Origin of the sequence: Actinoalloteichus fjordicus, from assembly GCF_001941625.1 — a bacterium.
GTDB lineage: Bacteria > Actinomycetota > Actinomycetes > Mycobacteriales > Pseudonocardiaceae > Actinoalloteichus_A > Actinoalloteichus_A fjordicus.
In genome coordinates, this window is sequence record NZ_CP016076.1 from 2,845,717 (window position 1) to 2,861,035 (window position 15,319).

The following is a 15,319-nucleotide window of genomic DNA, read 5'->3' on the forward strand; positions in this document are numbered from 1 at the left end:
CCCTCGCGGCTCGCGCCGCCGAGGAGGTGTCCGTCAGCGGAAGTCGTCGGCGTGGTCGATCGCCCACTGCCGGAAGGATCGTGCCGGGCTGCCGACGGCCTCCTGCACGGTCGAGATCGGCCCGAGCGGCTGGTCCACCATCGCGGCGCGACCCGCGAGCATCACGTCGGCGAAGTCCTTGGACAGCCACTCAGCAGGCGCTCCCTGGCCGCCTCGGGAGGGAGCTCCTCCCAGTGCAGTGGACGACCGATCACCTCACCGAGGATGCGCACCTGCTCGATCTGGGTGAGGGTCTGCGTGCCGGTCAGCACATGGCTTCGCCCCACGCGGCCCGGCCCGAGCAATGCCCGCACCCCGACCTCGGCGATGTCGCGCTCATGGATCAACGTCCCGGCCGCCGCGCCGAACGCGCCCCGGACCACCGACCCGGCACGGATGTCGGCCGCCCATTGCAGCGTGTTGGTGGCGAACTCGGCGGGGCGCAGGAACGTCCATTCCAGACCGGACCGCCGGATGGCGTCCTCCACGACCACGTGCAGCGCACCGATCGCATTGTCCTGCTCCTCGAGATCATCGTCGACGGCGAGGGTCGAGAGGAAGACGACGCGCCGCACGCTGTCGTGGAGCACGTCCATGATCGCGGGTGCGGACTCGGGAGTGCCCAGCGGCCAGACCAGGAAGACCGCGTCCACCCCCGGCAGCGCGGCTCGTAGGGAGGTGAGGTCGGTGAGATCCCCTCGTACGGCCTCCACACCGACGGGCAGTCGGGCCTCGGGTCGATGGACCAGCGCGCGGACCGGCGAGCCGTTCTCGGCGAGCAGCGCGGCCACCTGCCCGCCGACGTGGCCCGTGGCGCCGATCACCAACGTCATGGTGGTTTCCGACATGGCTGCTCCTTCTCGTCGTCCGCCCGGCGTTCTCGCGTCCTGCCGGGAGCGGGTGGTCGCCGTCGCCCGTCGGGATGGCGGGCGACGATCACCGTAGGAGTCAGGCTTACTTTTTGTAAGAGCCAACCTGTCGGTAAGTTGGCGAGGTGGACGTAGGTGTGCAGGCGACCGGGGGCGCTCCCGATCCGAAGGGTGACGCGTTCAACAGCGACTGCCCTGGACGGGTGATCCTCACCCACATCGCGGGCCGGTGGGGTGTGCTGATCCTCGCGGCGCTGCAGGACGGGCCGCTGCGGTTCTACCTGCTCCGCGACCGAATCGGCGGGATCAGCGAGAAGATGCTCGCCCAGAATCTGCGCGCGCTGACGCGCGACGGACTGCTGCGCCGCGAGGTCGAGGCCAGCATCCCGCCGCGCGTCTCATACTCGCTCACCGAGATGGGGCGAGAGCTGACCGTTCCGCTACAGCAGATGCTCGACTGGATCGCGGTGCGGGCAGACGACATCGTCACCGCCCAGCGACGACACGACGAGCTGCACGGCGGCGGGTGAGCGTGCGTCGGGTGACGGCGGCGCCGCAGTCGGGCCTGGCGGATCGCCTCGGGGTCAGCCCAGCTCGGGAACCGAGACGAGTTGTTCGTCGAAGAGCACTCGGTTGGCCTCGTCGCCGCCTGCCACGTTCGCGCTGCGCCAGCGGGGCAGTTCGGCCGTGGAGCGGTCGTGCAGCGCCACCAGGACGAGGTTCCACAGGAATCCGGTGGTGAGGGAGGACAGCGGGCCGGTGGCAGGCGCCTCGACCGGATAAGCCGCGTCGCCGGGCGGCACGAGGGTGTCGAGCACGACGTCCGCCTGTTCGGCGACCGTGCTGTGCGCGCGGCGGGGTGCGTTCGCCGACGCGATCTGTGAGGTCACGGCAATCACTCGGCAGCCTGCGGCCCGGCCCGCCTCGGCCAGCTCGACCGGATAGGGGTTGATGCCGGAGTGGGAGAAGACCACCAGGGTGTCGTCGCGGGTGAGCGTGATCGAGGCGAGCACCTCGGCAGCCAGGCCCGGCCTGCGCTCGGCGAAGGTGCTGCTGCGCGCACCGTGCATCGGCAGCAGATCACGGTGGTAGAGCGGACGTACACAGGCGAGTCCGCCCGCTCGATAGAAGGTCTCCGCGACGGCGGCCAGTGAATGCCCGGCGCCTGCCGTGTAGACGGTGGCGCCTGCCTCGATCGTCGCCAGGATCGCCGTCGCCGCGGCGTCGACGGACGCCGCGTTGGCTGCCTCCACTGCCGCCAAGTGCGTTCGGGTGAGCTCGCCGAAGCTCGTGGTAGTGGTGGTGTCGGCCATCGCCGCCTCCTTCGCCGGAATCATCGACTGGTCTATACCACACCCGCCCGTGGAGCAGGCACCGCCGGTGACTGGGCCTGGTTCAGGCGGCAGCGTGGGGAAGCGCGTATCGACGGGGCGCCCTGGGGTTTCGGCGATCGGGGTCGGGGCACCGCCGAGGCGAGCTGAGACCGTCGCGACCGAGCTGAAGCGGCGTCTCACGGGCGGCCGAACCAAGCAGCTCGTCTCGACCGAGGAGTGAGACCTCTCGGCTTCCCTCGCTGTCTCGGACAGCTGCGGTCAGTCGGCCGCGTGCGATGTCGTGGTCAGCCGACTGCGCGGCCGGACTCGGGCAGGCCCGGCATCCTTGATTCGCACTGCTCGGCACGCCCGGTCTGTCTCGGCTGGACCATTCCCCCTCCGGACCACCGTCCCGCCCCGGCTCGTTGCTCGTGGCGACCGGAATCGTCGGCGGTGCCTGCCGATCGTCGCCGACCTGCGACGAGGACGACGAGGACGACGAGGACGTTGTCGTTCTTCGGCACGGGCCGCTCGCCGGGGGACTCGCCGACGCCGCCGGGACCGGGCCCGAAAGACGACAGACGCCGCCGATGCCCTCCGGTGACGGTGACGGAGGGCGCCGACGGCGCTGCTGCCTGCTGCTACGGCCTGGCGACGGCCAGAGCAGACCTGGAGAGTGGCGGACTACTGGTCACACAGCGGCTGGACCCAGATGTTGCGGAACTGGGTGCGGGTGTCCGGGTCGTGGTTCTGCAGGCCCACGTACCCTTCCAGCCCCCGCGCCGGGTCGGTGCTGGTGAAGTCGTTGACCAGCGTGCCGTTCAGGAACACCTGGTACCGCTCGTCCACGATCTTGATGACGTAGCGGTTCCACTCGCCGACCTCGTTGGACGGATACGAGCTGGGCTCCTGGTGGTTGTAGATGGCGCCGGTCTTCTGCGGATCGCCTGCCGGGTTGTCGTTGATCTGGATCTCGTAGCCCTCGTCGACGGCCACCCACGGGTCGTCGCCGGGGTCGGGGAATCGGACGAAGACGCCTGCATTGTCCGTCTCGGCGGTGACCCGCCAGTCGAGCATGAGGATGTAGTCGCCGAACTCTCGCTCGTCATACCAGAGCAGGCCCATGCCGTCGCGGGTCTGGAGGGTGCCGTCGACGACGTCGAAGCCGCCGGGACCCGCCTGATACCAGCCTTCGGTGGTGCTGCCGTCGAACAGTCGCACCGGGGCCTCACAGGCCTTGGCGGTGGGGTCCTTCGCGACCTGCGGCTCCGGAGCGGGCGCCGCGCCCGCGCCGACCGCGAGACCGGTGGACATCAGGCCGCTCAGCGTCACGCCCGCGAGTGCCATCCCGAGGGCTCGTCGTGTTCCGCGCATCGTGTGTCCTTCCTGAGCTGGGAGGGCGGGGCGGACCGACGTCGTCGTCGGTCCGCCCCTTCGTCTCACTGCGTGCGCCTCACTCGACAGCGTTGTCCGAGGCGCCCGTCACCGCCACTCCCTCGATGGTGTCGATGACCGCCTGGATGTCGCGGTCGAGGGTGCTGCGGATGTCCTCCGCGGTGACGAGGGTGGTGTCCGCCACGAGGGTCTGGAGCGTCTGGAGCTCCTCGATGGTGGCGTGGTCGTCGCCCTGTGCCTCGGCCAGCCGCGCGGTGGTGAGTTGGGTGCGGAGCTGGGTGGTGGCGGTGAGGGAGAGTCGGTTGGTGGCGCGGAATCGGTCGATCAGCTGGCTGATGTCGCGGGTGGAGGTGGTGGTGGCGAAGGCCACCGTCTGCTCCGTGGTGTTGCCCGCCAGGTCCGTCGCGGTGACGGAGAGCTCCTGCATGCCCAGCGGGAGCTGGTACAGGGCCACGTAGTTGCCGGAGTCGATGTCCTCGTCGTTGAGGGTGCCGATCACGGAGTCCAGCCCTGACGTGTTGTCCTCGGCCTGCCAGTGCAGGACGAGGTCGGTGGCGTCGCCGTAGACCCGTCCATCGGCCACGCCCGCGACCACCAGGGTGGGTGCGGTGGGGTCGATGAGGATGGTGGCGGCCTTCTCGTCCTCCACGTTGCCCGCCACGTCGACGGTCCGGTAGAGCAGCGAGTGCGGTCCCTCGCCGGACACCGACACCGGCTCCTCGTAGGCGGTCCAGTCGCCGCCGTCGAGGCTCCACTCGGTCCTGGCCACTCCGCTGCCCTCGTCGGTGCCCGCGAGCGCGACGGTGACCTCACCGTCGTGCCAGCCGCCGTCGGAGGAGTCGGGGAAGGTGGCCTCGGTGGTGGGTGCGGTGGTGTCGAGGGCGATGTCGAGGGTCTGGGTGTCTTCGGTGTTGCCTGCGGTGTCGGTGGAGCGGTAGTCGACGGTGTGGGTGCCGTCGTCGGTGAGGGTGATCGGTTCTTCGTAGGTGGTCCAGTCGCCGTCGCCGATGCGGTATTCGGTGGTGGCGACGTCGCTGGCGTCGTCGGTGGCCTCGAGGGTGATCTGGACGGGGCTGGTGGTGTACCAGCCTTCCTGGCCGTCGGGCTCGCTCGGCGTGGTGCTCGCCGTGGTCACCGGAGCCGTCGTGTCCTCACCGCCGCCGTCACCCGTCGGCTTGATCCGGATGTTGCGGAAGTGGAGCTGGTTGGAGTTGCTGTTCTCCAGCCCGATGTGTCCGCCCTGACCCCGGCTTCCGTCGCCCGTGTACTCGGTGACCACGCGGTCGTTGAGGACCACGTTGTACTGATCGCCGGTGACCTCGATCTCGAAGAGGTTCCAGCCGCCGTACGGAGGCTTGGCGGTCAGGTACTTCGCCGCCATCAGGCCGCTGATCGAGCCGGTCCGGTTGACCACGTCGTCGACGCGGTCGAGGATCGCGACCTCGTAGCCCTCACGACCGGGCACGCCCGCGTCGCCCTGCGGGTCGGGGAAGCGCTGGAACAGACCGGAGTTCGCGCTGACGCTGAAGCTCTCGTACTCCGCCTCCATGACGTAGTCCTCGAACTCGGCGTCGGCGTAGTAGAGGATGCCGAATCCACCGGACTGCGGTGCCAACAGGCCTTCCTCGGTCACCTCGAAGCCGCCCTGACCGACGTGGTCCCAGCCCGCCAGGCTCTTGCCGTCGTACAGGGTGATCCAGCCCTCTTCGTCGGCGGTGGCCTGCCAGGTCACGACGCCGTCGTCGAGTGCGAGGTCGTCACGGAGGTTGACCGGGCCGTCGTCGGTGACGACCAGGCTCTCGCCCCGCACACACGAGCCGCCGTAGCCGAGGCAGGCCACGATGTGGTCGGTTGCGCCGACCGTGCTCGTGTAGTCGAAGGCGACGGTGCCGTTCTCGTCGGGCTCCGCGATGTGCTGCTCGACGCGGACGTAGGGCTCACCCTCGGTGTGTCCCGGCGGGAGGTCGCTGGCGGGGGAGGACCGGTAGACCTCGATGCTCACCGGGCTGTCGGCGGGCGTTCCCTCGCCGGGCGTGAACGTCGCCGAGACCTGCTGCTGGTCCCGGGTCTCGAGTTCGGCCGACTCCGGGGTGACCTCGATGGTGCCGTCGATCGGATCGAAGACCGACACCGCCGTCTCGGCGGTGCCCCGCACCACGCCGTCGGCGTCGGTGGCGGTCACCGAGGCCGTGTACTCCCCGGTCGCCTCGTAGGAGTGCGACACGGCCGCGCCCTCGGCGGTGTTCCCGTCACCCAGATCCCAGGCGAAGGTGGTGCCCTCGGGCAGCGCCTCCCCGGAGACCGTGAGGTTGGCGGTGAGCGGTGCGGCGCCTCGCGACACGTCCGACTCGGCGTGGATGACCCTGGGGCCTGCCGCGCCGAGACCGTCGAACTCGAAGTAGTTCAGGTTCAGGAGTTCCTGATCGGACTCGCCGTCGAACACCACGAACAGCTCGAAGGTGCCCTCTGGTGCGGTGATCTCCACCGGGTCGAGTTCGACGTACTCGCCGGAGCCCGCCGGGACCTCGGTCGAGGAGATGAGCTCGCCGTCGGGTGCGTTCGCCCGCAGCTCGACGGTGCCGCCCGCCAGGCCTGCCGCGGTCAGCCGCACGGAGTCGATCATGGACAGGTTGTATGGGGAGAAGGAGACCCAGTCGCCCGCGTGCACGCTGCCCAGGGCGCGACCGCCTTCGGCGGCCTCGTCGTCGATGGTCTCCACGCCTTCGGAGCCGTCGTGGTAGATGGCCTGCTTGCGCTTGGGCTGGAGGATGATCTCGTGCTCGCCGGAGGTGGCTGCGACGCCCTCGTTGCCTCGGTCCTCGTAGCTGGAGCGCAGCACGTAGAACAGGTTGGCGTCGCCGCCGTGTCCGCCGTCCTCCTGGATCGTCGTGACGCCCTCGCAGTTCTGGATGTTGCTCTGCGGGTGGGCGTGCACGTCATGGCCGAGCGCGGTCTGCACGGTGACGGCGGAACAGCTGATGCCGTCCCCGATGCTGCCGTCCTCCTGGTCCTCCACCGAGACGTCGTAGGCCACCCGGTCGCCCCACTCGAAGAGACTTCCGTCGCCCGGAGTGGTGAACTCGACCTGCGGAGCGAAGTTGCCGATCGTGATCGTCACCCGGCGCACGGTCTCCCGGCCCGCCGAGTTCGTCACGGTGAGCTTGGCGTTGTAGACGCCTGCCTCGGTGTAGGTGTGCGTGCCGGTGATGCCGTCGGCGTCGTCGACGCCGTCACCCTCGAAGTCCCAGGCGTAGGTCAGGTCGCCGCCGTTGGGGTCGGAGGTGCCGGTGGCGTCGAAGGTCACCTCGAGCGGGGCTTCGCCCGAGGTCTCGGTGGTGGCCAGCGAGACGTCCGGGGACTGCACACCCTGGGTGTGGTCGATCCGGTACAGCCCGGCGTAGGTGCCGGGGGTGAAGAACCCGCCGCCGTACTCGATGACGTAGAGCGAGCCCTCCGGGCCGAACTCCATGTCCATCGGCTGGTTGAAGTCCAATTCCTCGAGGAACGGCGTCATCGAGGAGTAGTCGCCGTTCTCGTCGAACCGGACGTCCGCCACGAAGTTTCTTGAGTATTCGTAGAAGAAGTGTGCGCCGTCGTACGACTCGGGGAACTTGGTCGGCGAGTCGAGCGATTCGTCGTAGCGGTACACCGGCCCGCCGAAGGCGGAGTTGCCGCCTTCACAGGAGATCTCGGGGAACTCCTCGGAGCAGCCGTAGGTGTAGAAGATGTCCGCAGGCGTGGCGGGCGGCAGGTCGGTCAGGCCCGTGTTGTTGGGGGAGTCGTTGACCGGGGCGTCGCAGTCGAAGGCCGGGCCGGACTCGCCGGTGGCGAAGTCGTAGTCCCGGTAGGGCTCGTTGGGCCCCATGCAGAAGGGCCAGCCGCCGTTGCCGGGGCCGTCCATGAGGTAGACCTCGTCGTAGGCGTGCGGACCCCGCTCGGGGTTGCCGTCCCGCGCGTCCGGCCCGACGACGCCGAGGAAGATCCGGTCGGTCTCCTGGTCGACGCTGAATCGGAAGGGATTGCGCAGGCCCATGTAGTAGACCTCGGGGCGGGTGCCCTCGGTGCCCTCCGGGAACAGGTTGCCCTCGGGGATGGTGTAGCTGCCGTCGTCCTCGACGTGGATGCGCAGGAGCTTGCCGCGCAGGTCGTTGGTGTTGCCGGAGGACCGCTGCGCGTCGAAGGCCGACCGGCTCTCGCGCTCGTCGATGGGGGTGTACCCGTCGGAGGCCCAGGAGTTGGTGTTGTCTCCGGTGGACAGGTACAGGTTGCCCTCGGAGTCGAAGTCGATGTCACCGCCCACGTGACAGCACAGGTCGCGCTGCGTGGGCACTTCCAGGATGATCTGCTCGCTGTCGCGGTCGATCACGTCGCCTTCGAGCGTGAATCGGGACAGGCGGTTGCGCGGCTCGGGGTCCGGTGGGGAGTAATAGGTGTAGACCCAGCCGTTCTCCTCGAAGTCGGGGTCCACGGCGATGCCCTGGAGCCCGTCCTCCTCGCCTGCGTAGACCTGGATCTCCGCGGCGGTGGTCACGTTGTAGCTGTCCGGGTTGAAGATCTTGATGATGCCGCGTCGGTCGGTCATCAGCACGCGGCCGTCCGGGGTGACGGCCAAGGCCATCGGCTCGCCGACGTCCTCGGTGAGCTGGATCTTCTCGAAGTCGCCCGCTGCCTCGGCGAAGGGCGTCAGGTCCTCGGGGACCTGGGTGAGCCGGGGGCTCGCGTCCGGCGATTGCTGGTCTGCCTGTTGGGCGACCGCCGGAGCGACCCCCGCCAGTGGCACCAGCAGCGCTGCACCGAGGGCTAGCCCCAGTGCGCGACGGCGTATCGATGACATGCGAGTCCTTTCTGGACATGGCGAGACGGTGACCGTGCTCTCCCGCCGCCAGGAGAGCCCGACCACTTTCTTCGGGGCGGCCCCAAGTATGTGAATGCATTCGGTGTTAACACAGTCTTTATTCTTGCGAAATACTGTGCTATGGCGACGGGCATAGGACGTGTGCGATGGCGAAGAAAGAATGTTCAGGCACCCTCTGTGCTGGCTGTGAAGAGGGTTGAGTCAGCCATTCGTCGGATTCTGGTCTGCCGATCGAATTAATTCACCGCTTGTACTATGCGGGTCGTTCGTCTTGATTCGCCGGCTGCCGGATCGGGCCAGGAACACCCAGCCGAGAACACCTAGCGCGAGCAGGATCAGCCCGCCGAGGACCGAGCGGGACGGCAGGCTGAGGGCCAGCAGCACACAGCCCGCCAGGCCTGCCGCCGCCAGCGGTCGCGGCGGCCGGTGCTCGGCCCGACTCAGCGTCCACGCGGCGGCGTTGGCGATCGCGTAGTAGACCAGCACTCCGAAGGAGGAGAAGCCGATCACCTCGCGGAGATCGGCCGTCAGCACGGCGGCCGCGGCCACCACGCCCACCGCGAGCTCGGCCCGCAACGGCACCCCGTGCCGGGCGTCGACCTCGGCGAGCACGCCGGGCAGCCTGCGATCCCGCGCCATCGCCAGCACCGTTCGCGAGACGCCGAGCAGCAGGGCGGACAGCGCTGCCCCGGCCGCCAGCACCGCCCCCGCCCGCACGAACGGCGTCGCCGCGGCGAGGTCCGAGGCCGCGACCACCGACGCGAGCGGGTCCGACCACCCTGCCACCGCGTCGGCGCCGACGCCCACGAGCAGCGTCGAGGCCAGGCCGAGATAGACGATCAACGTGATGCCCAGTGCGATCGGCACGGCGCGGCCGATCGTCCGTCGTGGACTTCGCACCTCCTCGCCCAGCGTCGTGATGCGTGCATAGCCTGCGAAGGCGAAGAAGAGCAGCCCGGCGGCCTCCAGCAACCCGCCCGGACTCGGCGCCGCCGCCGCCCCTGCGACGACGCCGACGGGCCTCGGGTCGCCCCACCCGGCCGCGATCGCGACGAACACCAGGACCAGCAGTACCGACACGACCGCGATCCTGGTGAACCACAGGGCGCGGCGCACGCCGAACAGACTCAGCGCGGTCAGCGCCAGCAGCGTCGCCGCCGCGACCGGTCGGGCCTGCTCCGGCCACAGATAGAACCCGACGGTCAGCGCCATCGCCGCGCAGCTCGCCGTCTTCCCGACGATGAAGCACCACCCCGCCAGGTAGCCCCAGAACGGTCCGAGTCGTTCCCGCCCGTAGACGTAGGTTCCGCCCGCGACCGGGTATCGCGCGGCCAGCCGAGCCGAGGAGATCGCGTTGCACACCGCCACGAAGCCCGCCAGCGCGAGTGCGAGCAGCACGAGCGTTCCGGCCGCGCGGGCCGCAGGCGAGAAGGCGGTGAAGACGCCGGCGCCGAGCATCGCGCCAAGGCCGACGAACACCGCGTCACCGGTGCCCAGCCGACGGCGCAGTGCTCCGCCGCGCTCCTCGTCGCCCTTCGGTCCTCGATCTGCAGACGGCGGCTTCATCGTGACACGTCCTGTCCTGGTCGGGAGTCGAGAACATCGGTGACGGAATGTGATCAATGAAGTCGCAGGTCCCGCTTGATCTTCGACCCAGTAAGGTCGCACAGGGTAGTCGGAATACGTGACACGCCGGGAAACAGGAGCTGACGAGAAGGAATGCCCGAACGGCAATCGCGCCGCGCGCTGCTCGCCGAGGCGGCCATCGAGGTCCTCGCCCGCGAGGGTGGTCGCGGGCTCACCCATCGTGCGGTCGACCGCGAGGCCGCGCAGCCCGAGGGCACCACGGCGGACCTCTTTCCCAGCCGAGAATCGCTCATGGAGGCGATCGCCGCACACATGTCCGAACAGCATCGCGCTGCCGTGCGGGCACTGCACGAGCAGCGGCCGGAGGTCGTCACCGCCGAGGACGTCGACCACCTATACCGCGCGATGCTGGTCCGCTCCACGCTGGACGGTCGCGCTCAGTTCCTCGCCCTGGTGGAGCTGTATCTGGAGGCCGTGCGCAGGCCGAGCATCCGGGCCGCCCTCGGCGAGATGGTGACCGCCAACATCGACTCGGCGGTCGCGCTGCACCGCGAGGCGGGCCGGACCCTGCGCCACGAGGAGGCGGGCAGGCTCGACGCCTACTTCCTCGGGCTCGCCGTCTCCCTGCTCGCGTTGCCGGGTGATGTGCTGCATCGCGGCGGGCTGGACGATCCCGGTGCTCTCGCGCCCGCCTTGCGGGCTGCGGCGTCCATGCCCACCGTGTCGGACTGAGCACCCCGACTCGAGCGCCCCGGACTCGAGCACCCCGCCATGCGGGTCCGCCGGGTGCCCGTAGCGGCCCGCGCCGATCGGCGTGAACCTGCTGGTGCCTCGATTCGTGTGTGCTGTCCGGTGTACCCCGCTCCCGACCGCCGCTCGCCGGCTCGGCTCGATCTTCCCCAGCCTTGATCCTCCGTGGCGGCCGGGCCGGCGCCGCGCAGGCTGCCGTGACCCGCAACGCGTCGGGCCGCGTCGAAGAAGGACTTCGACGCGGCCCGAGTGATCAGCGATGAGCGAGAGGCTAGACGACCGCTCCGCTGCCGTGCTCGTCTCGCTTCTTCTTCTTGCGGACCCTCGCCGCACCCGGCCACTTCGCATCGAGGCCGATCGCGAGCGGCGCGGCGACCACGATGGTCGTCACGTTGCCGATCACGGCACCGATGATCACGGCCAGGGCGAAGTCGACCAGGGAGCCGCTGCCGAGGAACAACAGCGCGCCGAGCACCGCGAAGACACCGATGCCGGTGTTCACCGTTCGTGGCATGGTCTGCAGCACCGCGGCGCCCGCGACCCGATAGAACGGATCCTTGGGTCGATCGGCGCGTAGCTCGCGTACTCGGTCGAAGACGACGACCGAGTCGTTGACCGAGTATCCGATCACGGTGAGCATCGAGGCGACGAACACCCCGTCGACCAGTCTGCCGGTCCAGGCGAACACGCCGAGCAGGAACACCACGTCGGCGGCCAGTCCGACGATCACGGCAAGGCCCAGCCGCCAGTCGAACCGGAACGACAGGTAGATCACCTGGGCCAGCGCACCCAGCAACAGCGCGAGGATCGCTCGATCTCGTAGCTCCTCGCCGAGGCTCGGGCCGATCAGGTCGCTCTGCAGCTGTTCGGCCGGACCCACCGCCGAGATGACGGCCTCGCGGATCTCGCCGACCCGCTCCTCCTCCAGCGGGCCGGTGCGAATGGTGAGGCCGTTGCCGTCGGCGCCGGAGACCGCCGCGTCGTCGAAGCCCGCCTGTTCGAGCGAACTGCGGACCGCACCGAGGTCGGGCTCCTGCTCGGCCTGGTAGGAGATGTAGCGGCCGCCGGTGAAGTCGACGCCGAGGTTCAGCCCGCGCACGGCGAGGCCGGAGCCGACCACGACGAGCACGATCCCGAAGGCGATCATCCACTTGCGCCAGTTCTTCAGGAAGTCGGGAGACCTCCGCTCGAACCACTGACGCAGTCGCCCGAGATGCGCGATACCGCTGATCTTGGGGTGCCGGGCGACGGGACCTCGGAACACGAGCTGCTGGAGCACCCGGCTGAGCACCAGGGCACTGAACATCGACGCGATGACACCGGTGCTCAGCGTGATGCCGAAGCCGCGTACCGGGCCGGTGGCCAGTGCGAACAGCAGCGCCGCCGCCAGCAGGGTGGTGATGTTGGAGTCGGCGATGGCGGTGATGGCGCCCTTGAAGCCGCCGTTGACCGCGTTGCTCATCCGGCGTTTCGCCGACTTCGTGCCGACCCCGGCGGCGTACTCCTCACGAGATCGCTCGTAGATCAGCACGTTGGCGTCCATCGCCATGCCGATCGCCAGCACGAATCCCGCGAGGCCGGGCAGCGTGATCGTGGCGCCGATCGCCAGCAGCAGGCCGAAGGCGATCGCGGTGTAGGCGGTGAGGGCGATGGTGGCGATCAGGCCCGCGAGCCGGTAGACGAAGATCAGGAAGAGGCCGGTGATGCTGATGCCGATGACGGCGGCGGTGATGCTGGCGTCGATGGCGTCCTGACCCAGTGTCGGGCCGAGGGTCCGCTGCTCGACGACCTCCACGGGCACCGGAAGGGCACCGTCGCTGATCAGCAGGGCGAGCTGCTCGGCCTCCTCCTGATTGAAGTCGCCCGTGATCGAGGTCTCGCCGCCGCCGGTGATGCCGACGTTGCAGGTGGTGTCGCCCTGCACCTCGGGGGCGGAGATGATCGTGTTGTCCAGCACGATCGCCACCCGTCGGGCGGGGTCGCCGTACGGGGCGCAGGCGGCCTGGCCGGTGACCTGGGCCCAGCCGCCCGCATCGGCGAAGTCGAGACCGACGTACCAGCCTCGGCCGGTCTGGCCGTCCAGCCGCGCGGTGGCGCGGTTGATCGCCTCGCCGGTCATGGCGGCGGGCGCAAGTCGCAGCGCCGCGCCGTTCTCGTCGGTGAGGACCAGCTCTTCGGTCGCCTGTGCCTCCGGATCGGCGGCCTCCTCGGCCTCCTCCGGGCTTGCGGCGGCGATCACGGGATGGATGGTCAGCTGGGCGGTGCGCCCGATGGTGGCCAGGGCCTCCTCGGGGTCCTCCACACCGGGTAGTTCGACGACGACCCGGTTGTCGCCGGATCGGACCAGATTCGGCTCGGCGACGCCGAGGGAGTCCACCCGGCGACGGATGACCTCCAGCGTCTGGTTCATCGACTCGTCATCGATGACGACGCCGTCGCCGGGAATGCCCTCGAGGGTGATCTGGGTGCCGCCTTCGAGGTCCAGCCCCAGCCGTGGCTCGGTGGTGAACAACAGTGCGCCAGAGGCGATGAGCACGATCAGGGACAGCAGTCCCCGTACCAACAGCCCGCGCCGTTCTGATGTGCCTGACACGTTGAGTCTCCGCGGTCGGATTCCCGCTGCGCGGCGGCGACGGGAAGCAGTGAGACGGCCGCATGGGCGGTCGTCATGGCTCAGCGGGTCGGCGGTGCGGGCGGCCCCCGGCTGCTGTCGGGTGCCGACCAGGCGGGACGCAGGTCGCGGATGCTCGGCGGGATCGGCCGGTGTTCGAGGAATCGGGGAGTCGCGAGCATCGGAGCGGCCGAGGGACCGAGGAGCTGCTCCCGGTGGGGCGACTCCTCGACGACGCCGCCGCCCACCTGGGTGCGCGCCCCTTGCCAGGCCGTGCCCGAGAACGGGCGCACGCCACGGGAACCGGTGCGTTCCACGGACTCGGTGCGGGCGCTGAGGAATGCCTGCCCGGTCGTCGAGCCGGTGACGCCGGTGCGAACGCCTGCGGCGGAGAACAGTCCGAGCACCGCGGAGAGCGTCGCGACGACGACCAACGGCCAGGAGAGCACTCGCCCGGAGCGTGTGCTCATGACTGCTCCCTGGATCGAGGCGGTTGCTCGGGGCGGAGTGTACCGAGTGGGGTTGTCATGGCCAGGCCCCGACAGTAGCTTCTAGACATCCCACGTCCGATGTCGGATGTCCGACTCGGTCGCCGGACCGATCGAGCCGTCCACTGCGGCGACTCGACCGCTCATCCTCAAAGGAGCGTGATGAGACCCTTACCGCGCATCGCATCGACCCTGCTGGTCGCGGCCGTGACCGTCGGGACCGCCGGGACCTGGTCGGCGGCGGGCCAGACCAGTCCCGTCGCGGATCCACAGGCGGACCACGCGTCCGACCCCGCCGCCGCGTCGGCTGTCTACACCTCGGGAACCGAGGGCTACGACACCTTCCGCATCCCGGCGATCATCCGGGCACCCGGCGGCGACCTGCTGGCCTTCGCCGAGGGGCGCCGCGACGGCGGCGGGGACAGCGGCGACATCGACCTCGTCCTCAAGCGCTCTGCCGACGACGGCGCGACCTGGAGCGATCTGACCGTGGTCGGGGACAACGGCCCGAACACCTTCGGAAATCCCAGCCCGGTGGTCGATCCCGAGACCGGCCGGGTCGTCCTGCTCTCCACGCACAACGGCGGCGACGTCACCGAGACCGAGATCAGGGCGGGCGAGGTCGAGGAGCCCGACTCCCGCCGAGTGTGGGTGCAGCACAGCGAGGACGACGGCCGGACCTGGACCGAACCCCGCGAGATCACCGAGGACGTCAAGCTGCCCGGCTGGCGGTGGTACGCGACGGGGCCCGTGCATGCGATCGCGCTGCGCGAGGGCCCGCATGCGGGGCGCCTGGTGGTGCCCGCCAATCACTCCAGCTCGCCGCCCGAGGGCAGCACCGACGTCGGGACCGAGGACAAGTACTACGACGCTCACCTGATCTACAGCGACGACGGCGGCCTGACCTGGTCCATCGGCGCACTGGAGCCCACTCCGGACGGCGTGGTCAACGGCAACGAGTCGACGGTGGCCGAACTGCCCGGCGGCAGGCTCTACGTCAACACCCGCAACCAGAACGGCACCGCGCCGGGCAACCGTGCCGCCGCCTACAGCAGCGACGGCGGCGCGAGCTTCGACGGCCCGCTCCAGCCGGTGCCCGCGGTCATCGCCCCGGTCGTCCAGGGCAGTCTGCTCCAGGTCCAGGACGGCCCACTGCTGCTCGCGGCACCGGGGAGTCCGAACCGACGGGAGCGCCTCACCGTGCGGTCGAGCGCCGACGAGGGCGAGACCTGGTCCGACGGCGCCGTTCTCTCCGAGGCGCCTGCGGCCTACTCGGATCTCGTGGCACTGACGGCGGACGAGGTCGGCGTCTACTACGAGACCGGCGTCGACTCGACCTACGAGACGATCTCCTTCCAGCGCCTGTCGGTGAGTGCGGCGGCGCAGGGCTGAGCAGCCGAGTCCGGCCCTGA

At 69.7% G+C, this 15,319-nt stretch carries 11 protein-coding genes; 3 read left to right on the forward strand and 8 right to left on the reverse strand.

What is annotated here, in order from left to right:
- Nucleotides 1-33 precede the first annotated feature (33 nt).
- Together UA74_RS33995 and UA74_RS12725 are read right to left on the reverse strand one after the other, a co-directional pair.
- Nucleotides 34-165 carry a hypothetical protein gene (locus tag UA74_RS33995; protein ID WP_257787506.1) on the reverse strand — a complete coding sequence of 44 codons (132 nt, stop codon included), beginning with the start codon at nucleotides 163-165 and terminating at the stop codon, nucleotides 34-36.
- Nucleotides 162-887, reverse strand: coding sequence for an SDR family oxidoreductase (locus UA74_RS12725; RefSeq protein WP_232237735.1), 726 nt, complete (start codon nucleotides 885-887; stop codon nucleotides 162-164). Before UA74_RS12725 ends, UA74_RS33995 begins: the two co-directional genes overlap by 4 nt.
- A 146-nt stretch (nucleotides 888-1,033) precedes the next feature.
- Between UA74_RS12725 and UA74_RS12730 the strand changes: the two genes are divergently transcribed.
- Nucleotides 1,034-1,438, forward strand: coding sequence for a winged helix-turn-helix transcriptional regulator (locus UA74_RS12730; RefSeq protein ID WP_075740428.1), 405 nt, complete (start codon nucleotides 1,034-1,036; stop codon nucleotides 1,436-1,438).
- Nucleotides 1,439-1,492: 54 nt separating this feature from the next.
- Here the strand turns inward: UA74_RS12730 and UA74_RS12735 are convergent, their stop codons facing one another.
- The 4 genes from UA74_RS12735 to UA74_RS12755 all read right to left on the reverse strand — a co-directional run bounded on the left by UA74_RS12735 (nucleotide 1,493) and on the right by UA74_RS12755 (nucleotide 10,037).
- A complete protein-coding gene (locus UA74_RS12735) occupies nucleotides 1,493-2,221 on the reverse strand; it encodes a sugar isomerase domain-containing protein (RefSeq protein ID WP_075740429.1) in 729 nt (242 codons plus the stop codon).
- A gap of 684 nt (nucleotides 2,222-2,905) precedes the next feature.
- Complete coding sequence (locus UA74_RS12745; protein ID WP_083683163.1) at nucleotides 2,906-3,595, reverse strand: 3-keto-disaccharide hydrolase; 690 nt, start codon at nucleotides 3,593-3,595, stop codon at nucleotides 2,906-2,908.
- Between the two features lie 79 nt (nucleotides 3,596-3,674).
- Complete coding sequence (locus UA74_RS12750) at nucleotides 3,675-8,450, reverse strand: OmpL47-type beta-barrel domain-containing protein (protein ID WP_083683164.1); 4,776 nt, start codon at nucleotides 8,448-8,450, stop codon at nucleotides 3,675-3,677.
- Between the two features lie 222 nt (nucleotides 8,451-8,672).
- Nucleotides 8,673-10,037 carry an APC family permease gene (locus tag UA74_RS12755; protein WP_075740432.1) on the reverse strand — a complete coding sequence of 455 codons (1,365 nt, stop codon included), beginning with the start codon at nucleotides 10,035-10,037 and terminating at the stop codon, nucleotides 8,673-8,675.
- Nucleotides 10,038-10,190: 153 nt separating this feature from the next.
- On the opposite strand from UA74_RS12755, the gene UA74_RS12760 reads away from it, so the two are divergent.
- A complete protein-coding gene (locus UA74_RS12760; RefSeq protein ID WP_075740433.1) occupies nucleotides 10,191-10,790 on the forward strand; it encodes a TetR/AcrR family transcriptional regulator in 600 nt (199 codons plus the stop codon).
- Between the two features lie 289 nt (nucleotides 10,791-11,079).
- Here UA74_RS12760 and secD read toward each other — a convergent pair whose 3' ends face one another.
- Together secD and UA74_RS12770 are read right to left on the reverse strand one after the other, a co-directional pair.
- A complete protein-coding gene (gene secD, locus UA74_RS12765; RefSeq protein WP_157434146.1) occupies nucleotides 11,080-13,401 on the reverse strand; it encodes a protein translocase subunit SecD in 2,322 nt (773 codons plus the stop codon).
- Nucleotides 13,402-13,481: 80 nt separating this feature from the next.
- Nucleotides 13,482-13,889, reverse strand: coding sequence for a hypothetical protein (locus UA74_RS12770; RefSeq protein WP_157434147.1), 408 nt, complete (start codon nucleotides 13,887-13,889; stop codon nucleotides 13,482-13,484).
- 180 nt (nucleotides 13,890-14,069) lie between these two features.
- On the opposite strand from UA74_RS12770, the gene UA74_RS12775 reads away from it, so the two are divergent.
- Nucleotides 14,070-15,299 carry a sialidase family protein gene (locus tag UA74_RS12775; RefSeq protein ID WP_075764412.1) on the forward strand — a complete coding sequence of 410 codons (1,230 nt, stop codon included), beginning with the start codon at nucleotides 14,070-14,072 and terminating at the stop codon, nucleotides 15,297-15,299.
- Nucleotides 15,300-15,319 lie beyond the last annotated feature (20 nt).

Bases quoted from the DNA above. Each gene is read 5' to 3' on its own strand.
- UA74_RS12725 (WP_232237735.1), bottom strand. From the start codon at position 887: ATGTCGGAAACCACCATGACGTTGGTGATCGGCGCCACGGGCCACGTC.
- UA74_RS12735 (WP_075740429.1), bottom strand. From the start codon at position 2,221: ATGGCCGACACCACCACTACCACGAGCTTCGGCGAGCTCACCCGAACG.
- UA74_RS12745 (WP_083683163.1), bottom strand. From the start codon at position 3,595: ATGCGCGGAACACGACGAGCCCTCGGGATGGCACTCGCGGGCGTGACG.
- UA74_RS12750 (WP_083683164.1), bottom strand. From the start codon at position 8,450: ATGTCATCGATACGCCGTCGCGCACTGGGGCTAGCCCTCGGTGCAGCG.
- UA74_RS12755 (WP_075740432.1), bottom strand. From the start codon at position 10,037: ATGAAGCCGCCGTCTGCAGATCGAGGACCGAAGGGCGACGAGGAGCGC.
- UA74_RS12760 (WP_075740433.1), top strand. From the start codon at position 10,191: ATGCCCGAACGGCAATCGCGCCGCGCGCTGCTCGCCGAGGCGGCCATC.
- UA74_RS12770 (WP_157434147.1), bottom strand. From the start codon at position 13,889: ATGAGCACACGCTCCGGGCGAGTGCTCTCCTGGCCGTTGGTCGTCGTC.
- UA74_RS12775 (WP_075764412.1), top strand. From the start codon at position 14,070: ATGAGACCCTTACCGCGCATCGCATCGACCCTGCTGGTCGCGGCCGTG.